General features: G+C 64.5%; 21 protein-coding genes and 1 tRNA gene. 19 read left to right on the top strand and 3 right to left on the bottom strand.

The window, feature by feature from the left end; genetic code table 11:
* Window positions 1-12: 12 nt before the first annotated feature.
* The 3 genes from ACWMMN_RS11985 to ACWMMN_RS11975 all read right to left on the bottom strand — a co-directional run bounded on the left by ACWMMN_RS11985 (window position 13) and on the right by ACWMMN_RS11975 (window position 3,134).
* Window positions 13-1,563 (bottom strand): SulP family inorganic anion transporter, encoded by a 1,551-nt coding sequence (locus tag ACWMMN_RS11985; protein ID WP_059233596.1) that lies wholly within the window; start codon window positions 1,561-1,563, stop codon window positions 13-15.
* A 39-nt stretch (window positions 1,564-1,602) separates the two neighbouring features.
* A complete protein-coding gene (locus tag ACWMMN_RS11980; RefSeq protein WP_486422689.1) occupies window positions 1,603-2,238 on the bottom strand; it encodes a carbonic anhydrase in 636 nt (211 codons plus the stop codon).
* A 383-nt stretch (window positions 2,239-2,621) separates the two neighbouring features.
* The gene (locus tag ACWMMN_RS11975) at window positions 2,622-3,134 is read right to left on the bottom strand and encodes a hypothetical protein (protein ID WP_174993819.1); all 513 of its coding nucleotides are present in this window, start codon (window positions 3,132-3,134) and stop codon (window positions 2,622-2,624) included.
* 170 nt (window positions 3,135-3,304) lie between these two features.
* On the opposite strand from ACWMMN_RS11975, the gene ACWMMN_RS11970 reads away from it, so the two are divergent.
* From ACWMMN_RS11970 to nuoL, 19 genes are all read left to right on the top strand, one after another.
* The gene (locus tag ACWMMN_RS11970; protein WP_059233599.1) at window positions 3,305-4,564 is read left to right on the top strand and encodes a branched-chain amino acid ABC transporter substrate-binding protein; all 1,260 of its coding nucleotides are present in this window, start codon (window positions 3,305-3,307) and stop codon (window positions 4,562-4,564) included.
* Between the two features lie 107 nt (window positions 4,565-4,671).
* Entirely contained in the window at window positions 4,672-4,941 is a 270-nt protein-coding gene (gene rpsO, locus ACWMMN_RS11965) for a 30S ribosomal protein S15 (RefSeq protein WP_043188860.1), read from the top strand.
* 290 nt (window positions 4,942-5,231) lie between these two features.
* Window positions 5,232-7,379, top strand: a complete 2,148-nt coding sequence (gene pnp / locus ACWMMN_RS11960) for a polyribonucleotide nucleotidyltransferase (protein WP_059236671.1) — start codon at window positions 5,232-5,234, stop codon at window positions 7,377-7,379.
* A gap of 162 nt (window positions 7,380-7,541) precedes the next feature.
* Window positions 7,542-8,561, top strand: a complete 1,020-nt coding sequence (locus tag ACWMMN_RS11955; protein ID WP_059233600.1) for an NAD(P)H-quinone oxidoreductase — start codon at window positions 7,542-7,544, stop codon at window positions 8,559-8,561.
* 141 nt (window positions 8,562-8,702) lie between these two features.
* Complete coding sequence (gene tpiA / locus ACWMMN_RS11950) at window positions 8,703-9,458, top strand: triose-phosphate isomerase (protein ID WP_342702625.1); 756 nt, start codon at window positions 8,703-8,705, stop codon at window positions 9,456-9,458.
* A gap of 72 nt (window positions 9,459-9,530) precedes the next feature.
* Entirely contained in the window at window positions 9,531-9,911 is a 381-nt protein-coding gene (gene secG, locus ACWMMN_RS11945; protein WP_256085097.1) for a preprotein translocase subunit SecG, read from the top strand.
* Between the two features lie 111 nt (window positions 9,912-10,022).
* Window positions 10,023-10,107 (top strand) — tRNA-Leu (locus ACWMMN_RS11940).
* 154 nt (window positions 10,108-10,261) lie between these two features.
* Window positions 10,262-10,621 (top strand): NADH-quinone oxidoreductase subunit A, encoded by a 360-nt coding sequence (locus tag ACWMMN_RS11935; RefSeq protein ID WP_006398798.1) that lies wholly within the window; start codon window positions 10,262-10,264, stop codon window positions 10,619-10,621.
* Between the two features lie 62 nt (window positions 10,622-10,683).
* Window positions 10,684-11,163: a NuoB/complex I 20 kDa subunit family protein gene (locus ACWMMN_RS11930; protein WP_006398799.1), complete on the top strand. Its 480-nt coding sequence runs from the start codon at window positions 10,684-10,686 to the stop codon at window positions 11,161-11,163.
* A 21-nt stretch (window positions 11,164-11,184) separates the two neighbouring features.
* A complete protein-coding gene (locus ACWMMN_RS11925; protein ID WP_059233603.1) occupies window positions 11,185-11,787 on the top strand; it encodes an NADH-quinone oxidoreductase subunit C in 603 nt (200 codons plus the stop codon).
* A 9-nt stretch (window positions 11,788-11,796) separates the two neighbouring features.
* Window positions 11,797-13,050, top strand: a complete 1,254-nt coding sequence (locus ACWMMN_RS11920) for an NADH-quinone oxidoreductase subunit D (RefSeq protein WP_043188847.1) — start codon at window positions 11,797-11,799, stop codon at window positions 13,048-13,050.
* Window positions 13,051-13,222: 172 nt separating this feature from the next.
* Entirely contained in the window at window positions 13,223-13,708 is a 486-nt protein-coding gene (gene nuoE / locus ACWMMN_RS11915; RefSeq protein ID WP_006756903.1) for an NADH-quinone oxidoreductase subunit NuoE, read from the top strand.
* Window positions 13,705-15,015, top strand: coding sequence for an NADH-quinone oxidoreductase subunit NuoF (gene nuoF / locus ACWMMN_RS11910; RefSeq protein ID WP_006478267.1), 1,311 nt, complete (start codon window positions 13,705-13,707; stop codon window positions 15,013-15,015). The genes nuoE and nuoF overlap by 4 nt, the downstream gene beginning before the upstream one ends.
* 82 nt (window positions 15,016-15,097) lie before the next feature.
* Window positions 15,098-17,428: an NADH-quinone oxidoreductase subunit NuoG gene (gene nuoG, locus ACWMMN_RS11905; protein WP_059233604.1), complete on the top strand. Its 2,331-nt coding sequence runs from the start codon at window positions 15,098-15,100 to the stop codon at window positions 17,426-17,428.
* Window positions 17,429-18,496, top strand: coding sequence for an NADH-quinone oxidoreductase subunit NuoH (gene nuoH, locus ACWMMN_RS11900; protein ID WP_059233605.1), 1,068 nt, complete (start codon window positions 17,429-17,431; stop codon window positions 18,494-18,496).
* 10 nt (window positions 18,497-18,506) lie between these two features.
* The gene (gene nuoI, locus ACWMMN_RS11895) at window positions 18,507-18,995 is read left to right on the top strand and encodes an NADH-quinone oxidoreductase subunit NuoI (RefSeq protein WP_014896508.1); all 489 of its coding nucleotides are present in this window, start codon (window positions 18,507-18,509) and stop codon (window positions 18,993-18,995) included.
* 112 nt (window positions 18,996-19,107) lie between these two features.
* The gene (locus ACWMMN_RS11890; protein WP_059233606.1) at window positions 19,108-19,758 is read left to right on the top strand and encodes an NADH-quinone oxidoreductase subunit J; all 651 of its coding nucleotides are present in this window, start codon (window positions 19,108-19,110) and stop codon (window positions 19,756-19,758) included.
* 18 nt (window positions 19,759-19,776) lie between these two features.
* Window positions 19,777-20,082: an NADH-quinone oxidoreductase subunit NuoK gene (gene nuoK, locus ACWMMN_RS11885; protein WP_059233607.1), complete on the top strand. Its 306-nt coding sequence runs from the start codon at window positions 19,777-19,779 to the stop codon at window positions 20,080-20,082.
* A 17-nt stretch (window positions 20,083-20,099) separates the two neighbouring features.
* Window positions 20,100-22,154, top strand: a complete 2,055-nt coding sequence (gene nuoL / locus ACWMMN_RS11880) for an NADH-quinone oxidoreductase subunit L (protein WP_011352693.1) — start codon at window positions 20,100-20,102, stop codon at window positions 22,152-22,154.
* Window position 22,155: the final 1 nt, after the last annotated feature.

Genomic DNA, 22,155 nt, shown 5'->3' with positions numbered 1-22,155 from the left:
TTCATCTGTCGCTCATTCGGCGGCCGGCGCGCGGAACAGCCAGCGGCGCGTAGCCGGGCGCGGCGCCGGGCTGCGCCGGCGGAACTCGACGGCGATCCCGCGCCGCGGCGCATCGGCGACGAACGCCTCGAGCAATTCGAGCACGTCGTGATCGATGTAGTCGGCGCGCGTTGCGTCGATGATCACCGCCGCGCGGTCCGGAATGTGCCGCAAGTGATGCTTGACCTGCACCTTGCCGAGAAACGACACGTCCTTGCGGAACGACAGCAGGAAGTGGTCGTCATGCTGAGCGAGCGTGACGGGACTCTTCAGGTTCGCGACGGCGACCGCCAGCACACTGCACGCGAGGCCGAGCGCGATGCCGAACAGCAGGTCGACCGAGAGCACGCCGACGATCGTCGCGGCGAACGGCACGAATGCCGCCGGCCCCTGTTTCATCACCGAGCGGAACAGCGCCGGTTTCGCGAGCTTGAAGCCGGTGTGGATCAGGATCGCGGCCAGGCTCGCGAGCGGGATCAGGTTGATGAGGCCGGTGAGCGCGAACACGCTCGCGAGCAGCAGCATCCCGTGCACGATGGCCGACATCCGGCTTTGCGCGCCCGCATTGACGTTCACCGAGCTGCGCACGATCACCGACGTGATCGGCAGGCCGCCGACCGCACCCGCGACCAGATTGCCGACACCCTGGGCCTTCAGTTCGCGGTCGGGCTGGGTCGGCCGGCGCTTCGGGTCGATCTGCTCGACCGCTTCGAGGCTCAGCAGCGTTTCCAGGCTTGCGACGACCGCGAGCGTGATCGCGACGCGCCACACGTCCGGATTGACCAGCTGCGCGAAGTTCGGCCCGAGCTCCGCGTGCTTGAGCGAAGCGGCGAACGCCGCGAACGATCCGAGTTCGGGCAGCGTCACGCGATGGGCGGCGCCCGGCGCAACGGCTGGCGCGACGAAGCCCAGCACGAGCGTCGCGCCGATCCCGAGCACGACGACCGCGAGCGGCGCGGGCACCGAGCGTACTAGCGCGAAGCGGCGCAGTGCAGGCGTGTCCCACGCGATCAGCAGTGCGAGCGACGCGAGCGCGATGGCCGTGGCGGCCCATGCGACCGGCAGGTTCGGCCAGTTCGCAAACGATTGCGCGGCCGAGCCGCCGATGCCGAACGCGAACGGAATCTGCTTCACGATCAGCAGCAGGCCGATCGCGGCGAGCATGCCCTTGATGACGGGCGACGGCACGTAGGCGGCGAAGCGGCCGGCGCGCAGCATGCCGAACCCGAACTGCAGCACACCGGACAGCAGCACAGCGAGCAGGAACGCGGAGAAGCTGCCGAGTTGTGCGATCCCTTCGACGACGATCACGACGAGACCGGCGGCCGGCCCGCTGACGGATAGCGACGAGCCGCTCAGCAGCGCGACGACGATGCCGCCGACGATGCCGGACACGAGCCCGGCGAACGGCTCGACGCCGGAGGCATTGGCGATGCCGAGACAGAGCGGCAGCGCGACGAGGAAAACGACGATGCCGGCGACGATGTCGCGCGGCAGGGTGGACAGGCGCTCGTTCAGTTTCATGGTTGGGGCGATTTCATTGGCGTTGGGGCGGGGGATGAATCAGCCGAGCGCGGCGGCGGCCAGCGCGGGTTCGACGTCGGCGGGCGGCGCCGCGTAGCCGGAATCGAGCTCCAGAAGACGGCCGTCGGCGAGCGAAAAGATCCAGCCGTGCACGAGCGGCGGCCGTTCGCGGCCGCGCACGATCAGCGACGCGCGCAGCAGCCGAACCTGTTCGAGCACGTTAAGCTCGGCGAGGCGGTCGGCGGCGGCCGTGTCGTCGAGCCCGTCGAGTGTGTCGCGATGGCGGCGCGCGAGCGCGCAAAGCGGCGCGATGCGGCGCGCGACGTGCGGCAGGTCGGCCGGCGGCGGCAGCAGCGATGCGCGCACGCCGCCGCAGCCGTAGTGTCCGCACACGATCACGTGGTCGACCTTCAGCACGCGCACTGCGTACTCGAGCACGCTGGCGGAGTTGTCGTCGTCAGGGTGGAACAGGTTCGCGATGTTGCGATGGACGAACAGTTCGCCGGGCGCGCAGTGCGTGATGGTTTCGGCCGGCACGCGGCTGTCCGCACAGCCGATCCACAGGACGCGCGGATTCTGGCCGCGCGCGAGCGCGTCGAAGAAGCCGGGCGTGTGTTCACGCGTTTCGCGGGCCCAGGCGATGTTGGCAACCAGCATGCTCTTGGGGCGATTCATGAGGACTCCTTTGTGATGAAGGCAAATAAATATCGGCCGAAATGACGCAATTGCAAGCTTTCTAAATTGAAAGGTTCGATTTGGACTGATATTAGGGGTATGCCCTAGCACTCCGGGGGTGTTGAAACAAATTGTTTCAAATTGATTTGGCAGAGTGCATTGCATGCACCAAGCCGACGCATGACATGCACTGCGCGTGCCTGTTTCCGCGTAAAGGCCCGCATGACGGGGCGCTCAGCGAATTGCCATCGGGCTGTCATCGACCGGAAAACTTTTCCGTCTTATTTCACGGGTTAAATAATTAAACGGAAAAAAAGAAATGGCCATTCACGCAATAATTCGTGAATGGCCATTGTGAACATTGCGCGTAAATGCGTAATCGGTCAGAACAGGTTGCGGCGATCGGGGTCGTGCAGCGGATCCGGTGTTTTCTGCGTGATGCGCAGGATGCCCTGCGGATCGAAGTAGAAGCTGTACATCATGTACCAGACGTTGTCCTCGAGATACCGGTACGTCCACACCTCGCGCTTCATCAGCGGGAAGTAGGACGTCTCGACGGGGCGTCCGAAATTGACGAGCACGTCAGTCTTCGTCCACTTGCCGATCTCGGCGCGATAGAACTCGCTCGGCTGCAGCACCTGGCGCACGTTGACGATCTTGTGGGCCGCGTCGACGTCGGCTGCGACCGTGACTTCGCCCATCGGCTGGGTCGGCCACATCAGGCGCTTGCCGCCGCCGGGCAGGTCGTAGATCTCGCGCGGCGGGCCCATGCGCGCGACGATCGCCGACTCGTCCTGGCCGGCCTGGTATTGCTGCCACGGTTGCGCGCAACCGGCCAGCAGCGCGGCGGCGCAGGCGGCCAGCACCGGCAGGCGCGCGGAAATGCGAATGCGCATGGGGATTCTCCAGAACACGGAAACAAGTCCCGTTTTATCACGGACGGCGCGCGACGGCGCATTGTGCGGAAAAAATCGGTGCGGATCGCCGGCATGGCCACGCTTGCGGGCGACGGGTGCGCCGGCCTATGATCCGCGCTTCTCGGGCAGATTTGAAGGGCAGGTGGCCGATGCAGGGCTGGAAGCGGTGCGCGCTCGCGCTGAGCGCAGGGTGGATGCTGGTGTCGTCCGCGTTTGCCGGCGGCGAGCCGGTGCGGATCGCGCTGATCGAAGGGATGTCGGGCCCGTTCGCGAATGCGGGCGCGGCCGTCGAGCGCAACCTGCGCTTCGGCGTCGAGCAGGTCAACGCGGCGGGCGGCGTGAAGCTGCGCGACGGCGCGCACCCGCTCGAACTCGTCGTGCTCGACAGCAAGGGCAGCCCGGAGGAGGCGCTCGTGCAGTTGCGCGCGGCCGCCGACCGGCATATCGGCTTCGTTGCGCAAGGCAACAGCTCGGCCGTCGCGGCCGCGCTCGTCGCAGCGCTCGACAAGCTGAACGCACGCGACCCGGACAACCGGATGCTGTTCCTGAACTATTCGGCCGACGATCCGGCGCTGACCGGCGCGCGCTGCAGCTTCTGGCATTTCCGTTTCGATGCGCATGCCGGCATGCGGATGGCCGCGCTCGCGGACGTGATGGCGCGCGATCGCGCGCTGCGCAAGGTCTATCTGCTGAACCAGGACTACAGCTTCGGCCACGACGTCAGCACGCTCGCGCGACAGGCGCTGGCGGCGCGGCGCCCGGACGTGACGATCGCCGGCGACGAATTCCACCCGATCGGCCGGATCAAGGATTTCGCGCCGTATATCGCGAAGATCCGTGCGAGCGGCGCTGACGCCGTCGTGACCGGCAACTGGGGCAACGACCTCACGCTGCTCGTGAAGGCCGCGCGCGAACAGGGGCTGAACGCGAAGTTCTATACGTTCTACGGCAACAGCCTCGGCGCGCCGGCGGCCCTCGGCGACGCCGGTGTCGGACGCGTCGTGGCCGTGGCCGACTGGCACCCGAATGCGGGCGGCGCGAAATCGGACGCGTTCTACCGCGCGTTCCGGACCCGTTTCCCGGCCGCGCAGGACGATTATCCGGTGCGGCGGATGAGCCTGATGATCGACATGCTGGCCGCGGCGATGAGCCGCGCGGGTTCGGCCGACCCCGTTGCGGTTGCACGAGCGCTCGAGGGTTTGTCGTTCGACGACGGCTTCCATGCGTCGCGGATGCGCGCGCAGGATCACCAGCTGATCCAGCCCCTTTACGTGATGGAGATGGACAAGGCCGGCACGCCCGGCGTGCGCTTCGACAACGAGGGGTCGGGCTATGGCTTCCGGACGGTGCTGGCGGTGCCGGCGCCGCGTACGGAAATGCCGTCGACGTGCTCGATGACGCGCCCGTGACAGGGGGCGGTAAGAACGGCGCGGAGTTGTGCTACAATGCCCGCCGGTTGTAAGTCACGGCACGGCCATTCTTCCGTGTCCGCCTGTTCAGTTAGAAAGGAAATCACATGTCTGTTGCAGATATCAAGAAGTCGGAAGTCGTTGCCCAGTTCGCCCGCGCTACCAACGACACGGGGTCGCCCGAAGTCCAGGTCGCACTGCTGACCGCACGTATCGTCGAACTGACGGGTCACTTCAAGACCCACGCGAAGGATCACCACAGCCGCCGCGGCCTGCTGCGCATGGTGAGCCGCCGCCGCAAGCTGCTCGACTACCTCAAGGGCAAGGATGCCGACCGTTACCGCGCACTGATCGAGAAGCTGGGTCTGCGTAAGTAATCGAGGCGATTGCCGCCAGCAAGATGCCTGTGTCAGTCCGCTGATACAGGCATTTTGTTTTTGCGCGGTGCGTAGCGTCACGCGCATCGCAGGCTGTCCGGCACGTTTGTGCGGGGCTGCCGCAACGACTGATACCGGGGCAGGATTTGTGTCATTCCAGCGCGTCGCTGCATGAGCGCCGCGCTGGAATGGCATAAAAAACACACCTTGCTCCGGGTGATTCGGTCGGGACGCCGCCGTGCCGGATGGCCGGCGCGGCGAATGAAATGCATGAATTCAAAGGAGCAACCATGTCCATGTTCAACAAGGTCGTGAAGGAATTCCAGTGGGGCCAGCACAAGGTGCGCCTCGAAACCGGTGAAGTCGCTCGCCAGGCGAGCGGTGCGGTGATCGTCGACGTCGAAGATACCGTCGTGCTGGCAACCGTCGTCGGCGCGAAGTCGGCAAAGCCGGGCCAGGATTTCTTCCCGCTGACCGTCGACTACCTCGAGAAGACCTACTCGGCCGGCAAGATCCCGGGCGGCTTCTTCCGCCGCGAAGGCCGTCCGTCGGAGCATGAGACGCTGACGTCGCGCCTGATCGACCGTCCGCTGCGCCCGCTGTTCCCGGAAGGCTTCTACAACGAAGTCCAGGTCGTGATCCACGTGCTGTCCGTGAACCCGGAAGTCCCGGCGGACATCCCCGCGCTGATCGGCGCATCGGCTGCGCTCGCCGTGTCGGGCCTGCCGTTCAACGGCCCGGTCGGTGCCGCACGCGTGGCGTACATCGACAACGCATACGTGCTGAACCCGACGCGTGACCAGATCAAGGCATCGAGCCTCGACCTCGTCGTCGCGGGTACGGAACGCGCCGTGCTGATGGTCGAATCGGAAGCCGACCAGCTGTCGGAAGAAGTGATGCTGGGCGCCGTGGTGTTCGGTCACGAGCAGATGCAGATCGCGATCGACGCGATCCACGAACTGGTGCGCGAAGGCGGCAAGCCCGAGTGGGACTGGCAGCCGGCGCCGAAGAACGAGCCGCTGATCGCACGCGTGACCGAGCTGGCGCAGAACGACCTGCTCGCCGCTTACCAACTCCGCGACAAGCAAGCGCGTTCGGCGAAGCTGAAGGAAGTCTACTCGGCAACGTCGGCGAAGCTCGAGGAAGACGCACAGGCGGCCGGTACGGTCGCGGCCGACAAGGCCACCGTCGGCAACGTGCTGTTCGACATCGAAGCAAAGATCGTCCGTTCGCAGATCCTGAACGGCGAGCCGCGTATCGACGGCCGCGACACGCGCACCGTGCGCCCGATCGAAATCCGCACCGGCGTGCTGCCGCGTACCCACGGCTCGGCGCTGTTCACGCGCGGCGAGACGCAGGCGCTGGTCGTCGCGACGCTCGGCACGAAGGGTGACGAGCAGATCATCGATGCGCTCGAAGGCGAATACCGCGAGCGCTTCATGCTCCACTACAACATGCCCCCGTTCGCGACCGGCGAAACGGGCCGCGTCGGCTCGCCGAAGCGCCGCGAAATCGGCCACGGCCGTCTCGCGAAGCGCGCGCTGGTCAAGTGCCTGCCGAGCGCCGACGAATTCGGCTACTCGATCCGCGTCGTGTCGGAAATCACCGAATCGAACGGTTCGTCGTCGATGGCATCGGTGTGCGGCGGCTGCCTCGCACTGATGGACGCCGGCGTGCCGATGAAGGCGCACGTCGCGGGTATCGCGATGGGCCTGATCCTCGAAGGCAACAAGTTCGCGGTGCTGACCGACATCCTCGGCGACGAAGATCACCTCGGCGACATGGACTTCAAGGTGGCCGGCACGGAACAAGGCGTGACGGCGCTGCAGATGGACATCAAGATCCAGGGCATCACGAAGGAAATCATGCAGGTCGCGCTCGCGCAGGCGAAGGAAGGCCGCATGCACATCCTTGGCAAGATGACGTCGGCAGTCTCGGGTGCGAACACGCAACTGTCGGAATTCGCGCCGCGCATGATCACGATCAAGATCAACCCGGAAAAGATCCGCGACGTGATCGGCAAGGGCGGTTCGGTGATCCGCGCGCTGACGGAAGAAACGGGCACGACCATCGACATCTCGGACGACGGCGTCGTGACGATCGCGAGCACGAACAGCGACGGCATGGCCGAAGCGAAGAAGCGCATCGAGCAAATCACGGCCGAGATCGAAGTCGGCCAGGTGTACGAAGGCACGGTGCTCAAGCTGCTCGATTTCGGCGCGATCGTGAACCTGCTGCCGGGCAAGGACGGCCTGCTGCACATCTCGGAAATCGTCAACGAGCGTGTGAAGGACATCAACGACTACCTGAAGGAAGGTCAGCAGGTTAAGGTCAAGGTCATTCAGACGGACGAGAAGGGTCGTGTGCGACTGTCCGCCAAGGCGCTGCTGAACGAAGCAGCCGCGGCAACGCAGTCGGATACGCCGCCGCAGCAGTAAGCGGACAGGCGGACCAGCGGCCGGCAGTGCGAAAGCGTGCCGGCCGTTTTTTCTGTAGCATCGTTGTGCGGCGCAGCAGCGCCGGCGACGCGCCCGCGCCGTGCGCGCGCGTGCGTGCGTGCGTGCGTACCATCCGATTCCGTTCCTGGAGCCCACCTCACCATGAAAGCCATCGAAATCACCGAATTCGGCGCCCCCGACGTGCTGAAGCTTGCGGAGCGTCCGCGCCCCGAACCGAAGCGCGGCGAGGTACTGATCAAGGTGGCGGCTTCCGGCGTGAACCGGCCCGACGTGTTCCAGCGCAAGGGCGCCTATGCGCCGCCGCCGGGGGCGTCGGATCTGCCGGGGCTCGAGGTGGCGGGCGAGATCGTCGGCGGCGATTTGTCCGATGCCGCGCTGAACCCGTTCGGCCTGAAGCTGGGCGATCGCGTGTGCGCGCTGCTCGCAGGCGGCGGCTATGCCGAATACGCAGTTGCGCCGCTGCCGCAGTGCCTGCCGGTGCCCGACGGGCTCACCGACATCGAGGCCGCGTCGCTGCCCGAAACGTTCTTCACCGTGTGGAGCAACGTGTTCGACCGTGCGCAGCTCGGCGCGGGCGAGGGCGGCGAGCAGGAGACGCTGCTCGTGCAGGGCGGCTCGAGCGGCATCGGCGTGACGGCGATCCAGATCGCGCATGCGCTCGGCTTTCGCGTGTTCGCGACGGCCGGCACCGCCGACAAGTGCCGCGCGTGCGAGGCGCTCGGCGCCGAGCGCGCGATCAACTACAAGACCGAAGACTTCGTCGAGGTCGTGAAGTCGCTGACGCACGATCGCGGCGTCGACGTGATTCTCGACATGGTGGCCGGTTCGTACGTGCCGCGCGAGCTGTCCGCGCTCGCGGACGGCGGCCGTCTCGTGCTGATCGCACTGCTCGGCGGTGCGAAGGCCGACGTCAACCTCGGCGAGATCCTGCGCCGCCGGCTGACGATCACGGGTTCGACGCTGCGCCCGCGTCCGGTCGAGTTCAAGGCGCGCATCGCTGCGCAACTGAAGGCGCGCGTGTGGCCGCTGATCGCCGAAGGCCGCATCAAGCCGGTGATCTATCGCGTGCTGCCGGCCGCGGACGCCGCGCAGGCCCATGCGCTGATGGAAAGCAGCGAGCACACCGGCAAGATCGTCCTCGATTGGGGTACGAACGCGTGACGGCCCGTGTGGCCGGGCTTGACATGCGCGGTTTGACCGGTTCAAGCCGTGCGCAGTAAAATCGCGGGTTTGCTTCGCCAGATCAAACCTGACGGCCGGTTTCCGGCGCGTTAATGACACAGCGGTGACGAGACAGACACGATGTCGAAACAGAGAACTAAGCGGGTGATCGGCAACTGGAAGATGCACGGCCGGCTGGCCGGCAACCAGGCGTTGCTGAACGAAGTGGTGCAGGGCGCGGGCGCGGTGGCGGCCGAAACGTCGGTCGGCGTGTGCGTGCCGTTCCCGTATCTCGCGCAGGTTCACGCGCAGCTCGACGGCGGCCGTGTCGCCTGGGGCGCGCAGGACGTGTCCGCGCACGAACAGGGCGCGTTCACCGGCGAAGTGGCGGCCGCGATGGTTGCGGAGTTCGGCGCACGCTATGCGATCGTCGGTCACTCGGAGCGTCGCGCGTATCACGGCGAAAGCAACGAGACGGTCGCGGCGAAGGCGCAGCGCGCGCTCGCAGCCGGCCTCACGCCGGTCGTGTGCGTCGGTGAGACGCTCGACGAGCGCGAGTCGGGTGCGACCGAGCAGGTCGTCGGTGCGCAACTGGATGCGGTACTGGCCGCGCTGACGGCCGACGAGGCTGTACGCATCGTCGTCGCGTACGAGCCGGTCTGGGCGATCGGGACGGGCAAGAGCGCGACCTCGGCGCAGGCACAGGACGTGCACGCGTTCCTGCGCACGCGTCTCGCGGCGAAGGGGGCGGCGGACGTGTCCGTGCTGTATGGCGGCAGCGTGAAGCCGGACAACGCGGAAGAGCTGTTCGCGCAACCGGACATCGACGGTGGCCTGATCGGCGGCGCGTCGCTGAAGGCGGAAGATTTCCTGGCGATCTGCCGGGCCGCGCGATAAGCGGTCCGAGATCGAATTGAACCATGACGGCGGCCGGACGGTCCGGTCGCCCGATCCAATCGGGTGGGTGTGATGCTGTTATTCAAGACGCTGATTATTGTGGTGCAGGTGTTGTCTGCACTCGGTGTGATTGGTCTCGTGCTGCTGCAGCACGGCAAGGGTGCCGACATGGGCGCTGCGTTCGGCAGCGGCGCGTCGGGCAGCCTGTTCGGTGCGACGGGCTCGGCGAACTTCCTGTCGCGTACGACGGGCATCCTCGCGACGATCTTCTTCGTCGCGACGCTCGCGCTGACCTACCTCGGTTCGTACAAGTCGACGCCGTCGGCCGGCGTGCTCGGCGCGGCAGCGACCGCACCGGCATCGGCGCCTGCAGCATCGGCACCGGCTGTCGCGGCATCCGCTGCCGCTGCGGGCTCGGCTGCGAGCGCGCCGGGCCAGGACGTCCCGAAATAAAAAGTTAAATTTTTCGCGTTTGTGCGTTGAACAAATCTGGAACTCGGGTTAGAATTTAATTCTTGAAGCGATTCGCGGGAAACAAGCAACACAACCCGAGTTGCATGCAGTGCCGACGTGGTGAAATTGGTAGACACGCTATCTTGAGGGGGTAGTGGCGAAAGCTGTGCGAGTTCGAGTCTCGCCGTCGGCACCAAAGTTACTCAATGCCAGCCGCTTCTAGTGGCTGGCATTTTTCATTTCTGGGGTGTGCTTGCGGTTGTCTTGCGATCGCCTGCACTCCGAAATGATCCCTTCCGCCGGATAGTGGTATTCTCCGGACGCTCAGAACCAACCGATAGAGGATTGCCTTGAACCTCGCAGCCTATTACCCCGTCTTGTTGTTCCTCCTCGTGGGCACTGGTTTAGGTATAGCGCTGGTCAGCATCGGCAAGCTCCTTGGTCCCAACAAGCCGGACGTCGAGAAGAACGCACCGTACGAGTGCGGCTTCGAAGCCTTTGAAGACGCCCGGATGAAATTCGACGTCCGGTATTACCTCGTCGCCATCCTGTTCATCATCTTCGATCTCGAAACCGCATTCCTGTTTCCGTGGGGCGTCGCGCTCCGGGACATCGGCTGGCCGGGTTTCATCGCAATGATGATTTTTCTGCTCGAATTCCTGCTGGGCTTTGCCTATATCTGGAAGAAGGGCGGGCTCGACTGGGAGTGATGGGTTAATCGCCGGTTTGCATGGGCGGCCACGCTCGGTCGCTCGTCTGGAGTGGAAAGCAAATGAGTATCGAAGGGGTCTTGAAGGAAGGGTTTGTCACCACGACGGCTGACAAGCTGATCAACTGGACGCGTACCGGCTCGCTGTGGCCGATGACGTTCGGGCTCGCGTGTTGTGCCGTCGAGATGATGCATGCGGGCGCGGCCCGTTATGACCTGGACCGGTTCGGCGTCGTGTTTCGTCCGAGTCCGCGTCAGTCGGACGTGATGATCGTCGCCGGCACGCTGTGCAACAAGATGGCGCCCGCGCTGCGCCGCGTGTACGACCAGATGGCCGAGCCGCGCTGGGTGATCTCGATGGGGTCGTGCGCGAACGGCGGTGGCTACTACCACTACTCGTACTCGGTGGTCCGCGGCTGCGACCGGATCGTGCCGGTCGACGTCTACGTGCCGGGCTGTCCGCCCACGGCCGAGGCGCTGGTCTATGGCGTGATCCAGCTTCAGGCGAAGATCCGCCGCACCAATACCATCGCCCGTCAATAAAGCCCCGAGCGTCCCCTCAATATGGCAAGCAAAATCGAGACCCTCAAGGCAAACCTCGAAGCCGCGCTCGGCGCGCGCGTGGTGAGCCTCACCGAAGCAATCGGTGAACTGACGCTCGTCGTGAAGGCGAGCGATTACCTCGAAGTCGCAAAGACGCTGCGCGACGATCCGAAGCTCCGCTTCGAGCAGCTGCTCGATCTCTGCGGCGTCGACTACCAGACCTTCGGCGACGGTGCCTACGACGGCCCGCGCTTCGCGGCCGTGTCGCATCTGCTGTCGGTCACGAACAACTGGCGCCTGCGCCTGCGCGCATTCGCGCCGGACGACGACCTGCCGATCGTTGCGTCGCTGGTCGACATCTGGACCTCCGCGAACTGGTACGAGCGCGAAGCGTTCGACCTGTACGGCATCGTGTTCGAAGGCCACCCCGACCTGCGCCGCATCCTCACCGACTACGGCTTCATCGGCCACCCGTTCCGCAAGGACTTCCCGGTGTCGGGCTACGTCGAAATGCGTTACGACCCGGAAGAGAAGCGGGTGGTGTACCAGCCGGTGACGATCGAGCCGCGCGAAATCACGCCGCGCGTGATCCGCGAGGATCGCTATGGCGGTCTGAAACATTAAGGGGGCGTCATGGCAGAAATCAAGAACTACACGCTCAACTTCGGCCCGCAGCACCCGGCAGCGCACGGCGTGCTGCGCCTCGTGCTCGAGCTCGACGGCGAAGTCATCCAGCGTGCCGATCCGCACATCGGCCTGCTGCACCGCGCGACGGAAAAGCTCGCGGAATCCAAAACGTTCATCCAGTCCGTGCCCTACATGGATCGTCTCGACTACGTGTCGATGATGGTCAACGAGCACGGCTACGTGCTTGCGATCGAGAAGCTGCTCGGCATCGAAGTGCCCGAGCGCGCGCAGTACATCCGCGTGCTGTTCGACGAGATCACGCGCGTGCTGAACCACCTGATGTGGATCGGCGCGCACGCACTCGACGTCGGCGCGATGGCGGTGTTCCTGTACGCCTTCCGCGAACGCGAAGACCTGATGGACGTGTACGAAGCGGTGTCCGGCGCCCGGATGCACGCCGCGTACTACCGTCCGGGCGGCGTCTACCGCGACCTGCCTGACGCAATGCCGCAATACAAGGCGTCGAAGATTCGCAACGAGAAGGCGCTCGCGAAGATGAACGAAGCGCGCAGCGGCTCGGTGCTCGACTTCATCGACGACTTCTTCACGCGCTTCCCGAAGTGCGTCGACGAATACGAAACGCTGCTCACCGACAACCGGATCTGGAAACAGCGTCTGGTCGGGATCGGCGTGGTCAGCCCCGAACGTGCGCTGCAGATGGGCCTGACGGGCCCGATGCTGCGCGGCTCGGGTATCGCATGGGATCTGCGCAAGAAGCAGCCGTACGAAGTGTACGATCGCATGGATTTCGACGTGCCGGTCGGCGTGAACGGCGATTGCTACGACCGCTATCTGGTGCGCGTCGAAGAAATGCGCCAGTCGATCCGCATCGCGAAACAGTGTATTGAGTGGCTCCGCAAGAATCAGGGCCCGGTGATGACGGACAATCACAAGGTTGCCCCGCCGTCGCGCGTCGGCATGAAGACCAACATGGAAGACTTGATTCACCACTTCAAGCTCTTCACCGAAGGTTTCCATGTGCCGGAAGGCGAAGCGTACGCGGCGGTCGAGCATCCGAAAGGCGAGTTCGGCATCTACCTCGTGTCGGACGGTGCCAACAAGCCGTATCGCCTCAAGATTCGCGCACCGGGTTTCGCTCACCTGGCGTCCCTCGACGAAATGGCGCGCGGTCACATGATCGCCGACGCCGTCACGATCATCGGTACGCAGGACATCGTGTTCGGCGAGATCGATCGCTAATGGTTGCGCCGCCCGCGCGAGCGGGCGGTGAGCAGCCAATCACACGCGATGCGCGCTGAACCGGCGCGGCTTCGCAAGCTGTCAACAGAGTGAGCGCCAGGTCTGCCGTCCATGCACCCCAGTGTGCGGCAGGTTGTTCGTTCGGTAGGAATTGAAAGAGTCGTGTCTGAAAATGATCTCAGCTGAAGGCCTGAAGGAAATCGATCGAGCGTTGACGAAGTATCCCGCCGATCAGAAACAGTCCGCCGTGATGTCGGCGTTGGCCGTTGCTCAGGAAGAGCACGGCTGGCTGTCGCCCGAACTGATGCAGTTCGTCGCGGACTATCTCGGCATGCCGGCCGTTGCCGTGCAGGAAGTCGCGACGTTCTACACGATGTACGAGCTCAACCCGGTCGGCAAGCACAAGATCACGCTCTGTACGAACCTGCCGTGCCAGCTTGGCCCGCACGGTGGCGCGGAAGCGACTGCCGACTACCTGAAACAGAAGCTCGGCATCGGCTTCGGCGAGACCACGCCCGATGGCAAGTTCACGCTGAAGGAAGGCGAATGCATGGGCTCGTGCGGCGATGCGCCGGTGCTGCTGGTGAACAATCACAGAATGTGCAGCTTCATGAGCCGCGAGAAGATCGACCAGCTGCTTGAGGAGCTCTCGAAATGACGTCCCTCCACGACCGTCACATCAAACCGCTGATCCTCGCTGGTCTGAACGGCGAGAACTGGCATCTCGAAGATTACGTTGCGCGCGGCGGCTACAAGCAGCTGCGCCGCATTCTCGAAGAAAAGATTCCGCCCGAGCAGGTGATCGCCGACGTGAAGGCGTCGGGCCTGCGTGGCCGGGGCGGTGCGGGCTTCCCGACCGGCCTGAAGTGGAGCTTCATGCCGCGCCAGTTCCCGGGGCAGAAGTACCTCGTCTGCAACTCGGACGAAGGCGAGCCGGGCACGTTCAAGGATCGCGACATCCTGCGCTGGAACCCGCATGCGCTGATCGAAGGCATGGCCATCGGCGCGTACGCGATGGGCATCACCGTCGGCTACAACTACATCCACGGCGAAATCTTCGAAGTGTATCGACGCTTCGAAGCCGCGCTCGATGAAGCGCGCGCAGCCGGGTTCCTCGGCGACAACATCATGGGCTCGGAATTCTCGTTCCAGCTGCACGCGCACCACGGTTACGGCGCGTACATCTGCGGCGAGGAAACGGCGCTGCTCGAGTCGCTCGAAGGCAAGAAGGGCCAGCCGCGCTTCAAGCCGCCGTTCCCGGCGAGCTTCGGCGTGTACGGCAAGCCGACCACGATCAACAACACCGAGACGTTCGCCGCGGTGCCGTTCCTGCTGTCCATCGGGCCGCAGAATTACCTCGAGATCGGCAAGCCGAACAACGGCGGCACGAAGATTTTCTCGGTATCGGGCGACGTCGAGCGTCCGGGCAACTACGAAGTGCCGCTCGGCACGCCGTTCGCGACGCTGATGGAGCTCGCCGGCGGGATGCGCGGCGGCAAGAAGATCAAGGCCGTGATTCCGGGCGGTTCGTCGGCGCCGGTGATCCCGGGCGACATCATGATGCAGACGGATCTCGACTACGATTCGATCGCGAAGGCCGGCTCGATGCTCGGCTCCGGCGCGGTGATCGTGATGGATGAGACGCGTTGCATGGTGCGCTCGCTGCTGCGCCTGTCGTACTTCTATTACGAGGAATCGTGCGGTCAGTGCACGCCGTGCCGCGAAGGCACCGGCTGGCTGTATCGCGTCGTGAATCGTATCGAGCACGGCGAAGGGCGCCAGGAAGATCTGGACCTGCTGAACTCGGTTGCCGAGAACATCATGGGCCGTACGATCTGTGCACTCGGCGATGCGGCGGCGATGCCGGTACGCGGGATGCTCAAGCACTACTGGGACGAATTCGCGTACCACGTCGAGCACAAGCACTGCATGGTCGGCGGCCACGCGCACGCGGCGGCGGCCTGAAGCGAACCCGGTTGCGGAATTTGAGCGCACGGTCGGGCGAAGGCGCGAACGGGCGGAAATAGGTTAAGGACCATTCACCATCATGGTTGAACTTGAAATAGACGGCAAGAAGGTCGAGGTGCCCGAAGGCAGCATGGTGATCCAGGCTGCGCACAAGGCGGATACGTACATTCCTCACTTCTGCTATCACAAGAAACTGTCGGTTGCGGCCAACTGCCGGATGTGTCTCGTCGAAGTCGAGAAGATGCCGAAGGCCGTGCCTGCCTGCGCGACCCCCGTGTCGGCCGGCATGATCGTCCACACGCAGTCCGACAAGGCCGTGAAGGCGCAGCAGTCGGTGATGGAATTCCTCCTCATCAATCACCCGCTCGATTGCCCGATCTGCGATCAGGGCGGCGAATGCCAGCTGCAGGATCTGGCGGTCGGCTACGGCAAGTCGTCGTCGCGCTACTCGGAAGAAAAGCGCGTGGTGTTCCACAAGAACGTGGGCCCGCTGATTTCGATGGAAGAAATGTCGCGTTGCATCCACTGCACGCGCTGCGTCCGCTTCGGCCAGGAAATCGCCGGCGTGATGGAGTTCGGCATGCTGGGCCGCGGCGAGCACTCGGAAATCACGACGTTCGTCGGCAAGACGGTCGATTCCGAAATGTCGGGCAACATGATCGACCTGTGCCCGGTCGGCGCGCTGACCAGCAAGCCGTTCCGCTACAGCGCCCGGACGTGGGAACTGTCGCGCCGCAAGTCGGTGAGCCCGCACGATTCCGTCGGCGCGAACCTCGTCGTGCAGGTGAAGAACAACCGCGTGATGCGCGTGCTGCCTTTCGAGAACGAAGCGATCAACGAATGCTGGATCTCGGACAAGGACCGCTTCTCGTATGAAGGCCTCAACAGCGACGAGCGCCTGACGAAGCCGATGCTGAAGCAGGGCGGCCAGTGGATCGAAACCGACTGGCAGACCGCGCTCGAATACGTCGCGAAGGGCCTGAAGGGCATCGCCGCGGATCACGGCGCGAACGCGCTGGCGATGCTCGCGAGCGCGCACAGCACCGCTGAAGAGCTGTTCCTCGTGAAGCAGCTCGCCAATGAGCTGAAGACGCCGAACGTCGACTTCCGTCTGCGTCAGCAGGATTTCTCGGCGCCGGTCCAGGGCGCACCGTGGCTCGGCATGCCGATCGCCGACCTGTCGAACGTGGACGCCGCGTTCGTCGTCGGTTCGTTCCTGCGTCGCGACCACCCGCTGTTTGCGTCGCGCCTGCGTCAGGCTGCGAAGAACGGCGCGAAGCTGCACTTCCTGCACGCGACCGGTGACGACGCACTGATCCCGACCGCGCAGCGCATCGTTGCTGCACCGTCCGCATGGCTCGACGAACTCGCCGGCATCGCCGCGGCCGTCGCGCAACTGCGCGGCGTCGCGCTGCCCGACGCACTGGCAGGCGTCACCGCATCGCCGGCCGCGCAGGCTGTCGCGCAGTCGCTGTCGAACGGCGAACGCCGCGCGGTGCTGCTCGGCAACGTCGCGGTCCGCCATCCGGCATTCGCGAAGCTGCATGCCGTCGCCAAGTGGATCGCCGACAACACCGGCGCCACGTTCGGCTTCCTGACGGAAGCGGCGAACACGGTGGGCGCGCACGTCGTCGGCGCACTGCCGGGCGAAGGCGGCCTGAACGCACGCGAAGCGTTCGCGCAGCCGCGCAAGGGCTATGTGCTGCTGAACGTCGAACCGGAATTCGATACCGCCGATCCGGCACAGGCCCTGGCCGCGCTGAACCAGGCGGAAATGGTCGTCGTGATGTCGCCGTTCAAGCACGGCCTCGACTACGCCGACGTGCTGCTGCCGGTTGCGCCGTTCACGGAAACGGCCGGTACGTACGTCAACGCCGAAGGCACCGTGCAGAGCTTCAACGGCGTCGTGCGCCCGCTCGGCGACACGCGTCCGGGCTGGAAGGTGCTGCGCGTGCTCGGCAGCCTGCTGGGCCTGCCGAACTTCGAATACGAGACCTCGGAAGAAGTGCGTCTCGCCGCGCTCGGCGACGCCGGCGTTGCAGGCCGCCTGTCGAACCAGACGTCGGTCGCCCCGGTGCGTGCCGCGGCGAATGCCGCGAACGGCGGCTTCGAGCGCCTGGCCGATGTGCCGATCTATCACGCCGACGCGCTCGTGCGCCGTGCAGGTGCGCTGCACCTGACGACCGCTGCGAAGGCGGCGAATGCCGCAGCCCTGCCGGCCGCGCTGTTCGACAAGCTGGGCTTGAAGGAAGGCGACGCCGTGCGCGTGCGCCAGGGCGAGCGTGCGGTGCAGTTGCCGGCCGTGCGCGACGCGAATCTTGCGGAGACGGTCGTTCGCGTGTCGGCGGCGACGCCTGCCGGCGCAGCGCTCGGCAGCCTGTCCGGTGAACTGGTGGTGGAGAAGGCGTAAATGAGCTTGTTCGATACGATCAACGCGGGCGGGGCCGAGCTTCTCGGCTTCGCATGGCCGACGGTGTGGGCAGTCGTGCGCATCCTCGTCGTCTCCGTCGTCATCCTGCTGTGCGTCGCGTACCTGATTCTGTGGGAACGCAAGCTGATCGGCTGGATGCACGTGCGTCTCGGCCCGAACCGCGTCGGCCCCGGCGGCCTGCTGCAGCCGATCGCCGACGTGCTGAAACTGCTGCTGAAGGAAGTCATTCAGCCGAGCGCCGCCAGCCGCTGGCTGTACCTGATTGCGCCGGTGATGACCGTCGTGCCGGCGTTCGCCGTGTGGGCCGTGATCCCGTTCCAGGCCGAAGCGGTCCTCGCGAACGTGAACGCGGGCCTGCTGTACGCGATGGCGATCTCGTCGATCGGCGTGTACGCGGTGATTCTCGCGGGCTGGGCATCGAACTCGAAGTACGCATTCCTCGGCGCGATGCGCGCGGCGGCACAGATGGTGTCGTACGAAATCTCGATGGGCTTCGCGCTGGTGCTGGTGCTGATGACGGCCGGCAGCCTGAACCTGTCGGAAATCGTCGGTTCGCAACAGCACGGCTTCTTCGCGGGTCACGGCGTGAACTTCCTGTCGTGGAACTGGCTGCCGCTGCTGCCGGCGTTCGTCGTGTACTTCATCTCGGGCATCGCCGAAACGAACCGCCACCCGTTCGACGTGGTGGAAGGGGAGTCGGAGATCGTCGCGGGTCACATGATCGATTACTCGGGTATGGCGTTCGCGCTGTTCTTCCTCGCCGAGTACATCAACATGATCGTGATCTCGGCGCTGGCTGCGACGCTGTTCCTCGGCGGCTGGGATGCACCGTTCGAATTCCTGTCGTTCATCCCGGGCATCTTCTGGCTGGTGCTGAAGGTCTTCGCGCTGCTGTCGGTGTTCATCTGGGTCCGCGCGACGTTCCCGCGCTACCGTTACGACCAGATCATGCGTCTGGGCTGGAAGGTGTTCCTTCCCGTCACCGTGATCTGGGTGATCGTGGTCGGCTTCTGGATGATGTCGCCGCTGAACATCTGGGTGAAGTAAGGACGAAATCATGACGGCTATCCAACACTTCTTTAAGACTTTCTTCCTGACCGAGCTGCTGAAAGGGCTCGCGCTGACCGGTCGTTATACGTTCAAGCGCAAGGTCACCGTGCAGTTCCCGGAAGAGAAGACCCCGATCTCGCCGCGTTTTCGCGGGCTGCATGCACTGCGCCGCTATGAAAACGGCGAGGAGCGCTGCATCGCGTGCAAGCTGTGCGAGGCCGTGTGCCCCGCCATGGCGATCACGATCGAATCGGAAACGCGCGCGGACAACACGCGCCGCACGACGCGCTACGACATCGACCTGACGAAGTGCATCTTCTGCGGTTTCTGCGAAGAGAGCTGCCCGGTCGATTCGATCGTCGAGACGCAGATTCTCGAGTACCACGGCGAAAAGCGCGGCGACCTGTATTTCACGAAGGAAATGCTGCTCGCGGTGGGCGATCGCTACGAGAAGGACATCGCCGCGGCGAAGGCCGCCGACGCGCCGTATCGTTGATTGTGTTTGCAGTGCCGGCCCGAAGCACGGGCCGAGCCGCCGCGACGGGTGCGGCACGCGAGAGTGTCCCGCAAGCCGCGCCTGACTATGGCCTAACGATGAACCGGTAATCATGGAATTCACGACCGTACTGTTCTACATCTTCGCGCTGCTCCTGGTGGTATCAGGGCTGAAGGTGATCACTTCGCGCAACCCGGTGGCGTCTGCGCTTTTCCTTGTGCTGGCGTTCTTCAACGCCGCCGCGATCTGGATGCTGCTGGAAGCGGAGTTCCTCGCGATCCTGCTGGTGCTGGTCTACGTGGGCGCCGTGATGGTGCTGTTCCTGTTCGTCGTGATGATGCTGGACATCAACATCGACTACCTGCGCCGCGACTTCAAGCGGTTCGTACCGATGGCGACCGTGGTGGGCGCGATCATCGTGATCGAGACCGCGCTGATCCTGTGGCGCGGCTACGGCGACACGCACACGGTGCACGCGATGGCGACGGGCGAGATGGCCAACTGGTCGAACACGCGCCTGATCGGCAAGGTGATCTACACCGACTACATCTTCGCGTTTGAAATCGCCGGCCTCGTGCTGCTGGTCGCGATCATTGCCGCGATCGGGCTGACCGAGCGCAAGGGCAAGGACAGCAAGCGCCAGCGCGTGTCGGATCAGGTCAAGGTGCAACGCAACGACCGCGTGCGCCTCGTGAAGATGGAAGCGGAAAAGCCGCAGCCGGAAGCGGCGCAGAGCGAAGCCGGTTCGGGCACCAACGGCTAAGCGGAGGAAAAGAAAATCATGCTGACTCTTGCTCACTACCTCGTGCTCGGCGCGATCCTGTTTGCGATCGCGATCGTCGGGATCTTCCTGAACCGCCGCAACATCATCATCATCCTGATGTCGATCGAACTGATGCTGCTGGCGGTGAATACCAATTTCGTCGCGTTCTCGCATTACCTCGGCGATGTGCACGGCCAGATCTTCGTGTTCTTCGTGCTGACGGTCGCCGCAGCGGAAGCCGCGATCGGTCTCGCGATTCTGGTGACCCTGTTCCGTAAGCTCGACACGATCAATGTCGAGGATCTCGATCAGCTCAAAGGTTAATTTCAGGCAACGCTGTTATGTCAACGACACTCAATGAAAACCTGCTGCTGGCGATTCCGCTCGCTCCGCTGGCCGGCTCGCTGATTGCGGGGCTGTTCGGGAACGCAGTCGGGCGCAAGGGCGCACACCGGATCACGATCCTCGGCGTAATGATCGCGTTCCTCCTGTCGGCGAAAGTCTTCTTCGACGTGATGGGCGGCGCAAGCTTCAACGCGACCGTCTACGAATGGATGAACGTCGGTTCGCTGAAACTCGAAGTCGGCTTCCTCGTCGATTCGCTGACCGCGATGATGATGGTCGTCGTGACCTTCGTCTCGCTGATGGTGCACGTGTACACGATCGGCTACATGGCGGAAGAAGACGGCTACCAGCGCTTCTTCTCGTACATCTCGCTGTTCACGTTCTCGATGCTGATGCTCGTGATGAGCAACAACTTCCTGCAGCTGTTCTTCGGCTGGGAAGCGGTGGGTCTGGTGTCGTACCTGCTGATCGGCTTCTACTTCACGCGTGAGAGCGCGATCTACGCGAACATGAAGGCGTTCCTCGTGAACCGCGTGGGCGACTTCGGCTTCCTGCTCGGCATCGGCCTGCTGCTCGCGTTCGCCGGCTCGATGAACTACGGCGAAGTGTTCGCGAAGCGCGCGGAACTCGCGAGCCTGCACTTCCCGGGTACCGACTGGGGCCTGCTGACGGTTGCCTGTATCTGCCTGTTCATCGGCGCGATGGGCAAGTCGGCGCAGTTCCCGCTGCACGTGTGGCTGCCGGACTCGATGGAAGGCCCGACCCCGATCTCGGCGCTGATTCACGCGGCGACGATGGTGACGGCCGGTATCTTCATGGTGTCGCGCATGTCGCCGCTGTTCGAGCTGTCGGACACCGCGCTGTCGTTCATCACGGTGATCGGCGCGATCACGGCGCTCTTCATGGGCTTCCTCGGCATCGTCCAGAACGACATCAAGCGCGTGGTCGCGTACTCGACGCTGTCGCAGCTCGGCTACATGACCGTCGCGCTCGGCGTGTCCGCTTACCCGGTCGCCGTGTTCCACCTGATGACGCACGCGTTCTTCAAGGCGCTGCTGTTCCTTGGCGCCGGCTCGGTCATCATGGGCATGCACCACGACCAGGACATGCGCAACATGGGCGGCCTGCGCAAGTACATGCCGATCACGTGGATCACGTCGCTCGTCGGTTCGCTGGCGCTGATCGGTACGCCGTTCTTCTCGGGCTTCTACTCGAAGGACTCGATCATCGACGCGGTGAAGCTGTCGCACCTGCCGGGTTCGGGCTTCGCGTACTTCGCGGTCGTCGCGAGCGTGTTCGTCACGGCGCTGTATTCGTTCCGCATGTACTTCCTGGTGTTCCACGGCGAAGAGCGGTTCCGCAAGCCGAAGCATCCGGAATCGCCGATGGGCATGGCGGCCGCGCACGGCCACGACGACCACGGTCATGGCCACGGTCATGACGACCACGCGCACGAGCCGCACGAGACCCCGTGGGTCGTGTGGGTGCCGCTGGTCCTGCTGGCGATCCCGTCGGTGATCATCGGTGCATTCGCGATCAGCCCGATGCTGTTCGGCGATTTCTTCCAGCACGGCGTCGCGTTCGACAAGGTGATCTTCATCGGCGAAAACCATCCGGCGCTGGCCGAGATGGCCGAAGAGTTCCACGGCTGGGTGGGCATGGGCCTGCACTCGGTGTCGGGCTTGCCGGTCTGGCTCGCGCTCGCCGGTGTCGTCGTCGCCTGGTTCCTGTACCTGAAGCGTCCGGAACTGCCGGCGTCGATCCGCCGCGCGTTCGGCCCGATCTACACGCTGCTGGACAACAAGTACTACATGGACAAGATCAACGAAGTGGTGTTCGCCCGTGGTTCGGTGGCGATCGGCCGCGGCCTGTGGAAGGAAGGCGACGTCGTCGTGATCGACGGCCTCGTCAACGGCAGCGCCCGGTTCATCGGCTGGTTCGCCGGCGTGATCCGCTTCCTCCAATCCGGTTACATCTATCACTACGCGTTCGCCATGATCATCGGCATGCTGGGGCTCCTGACCCTGTTTGTAACGCTCGGCGGCAAATAAG

The sequence above is a fragment of the Burkholderia cepacia complex sp. TUM26381 genome (genome assembly GCF_057439935.1).
The sequence above is the reverse complement of the archived record's forward strand: the minus strand, read 5'-3'. Positions and strand labels throughout refer to the sequence as shown.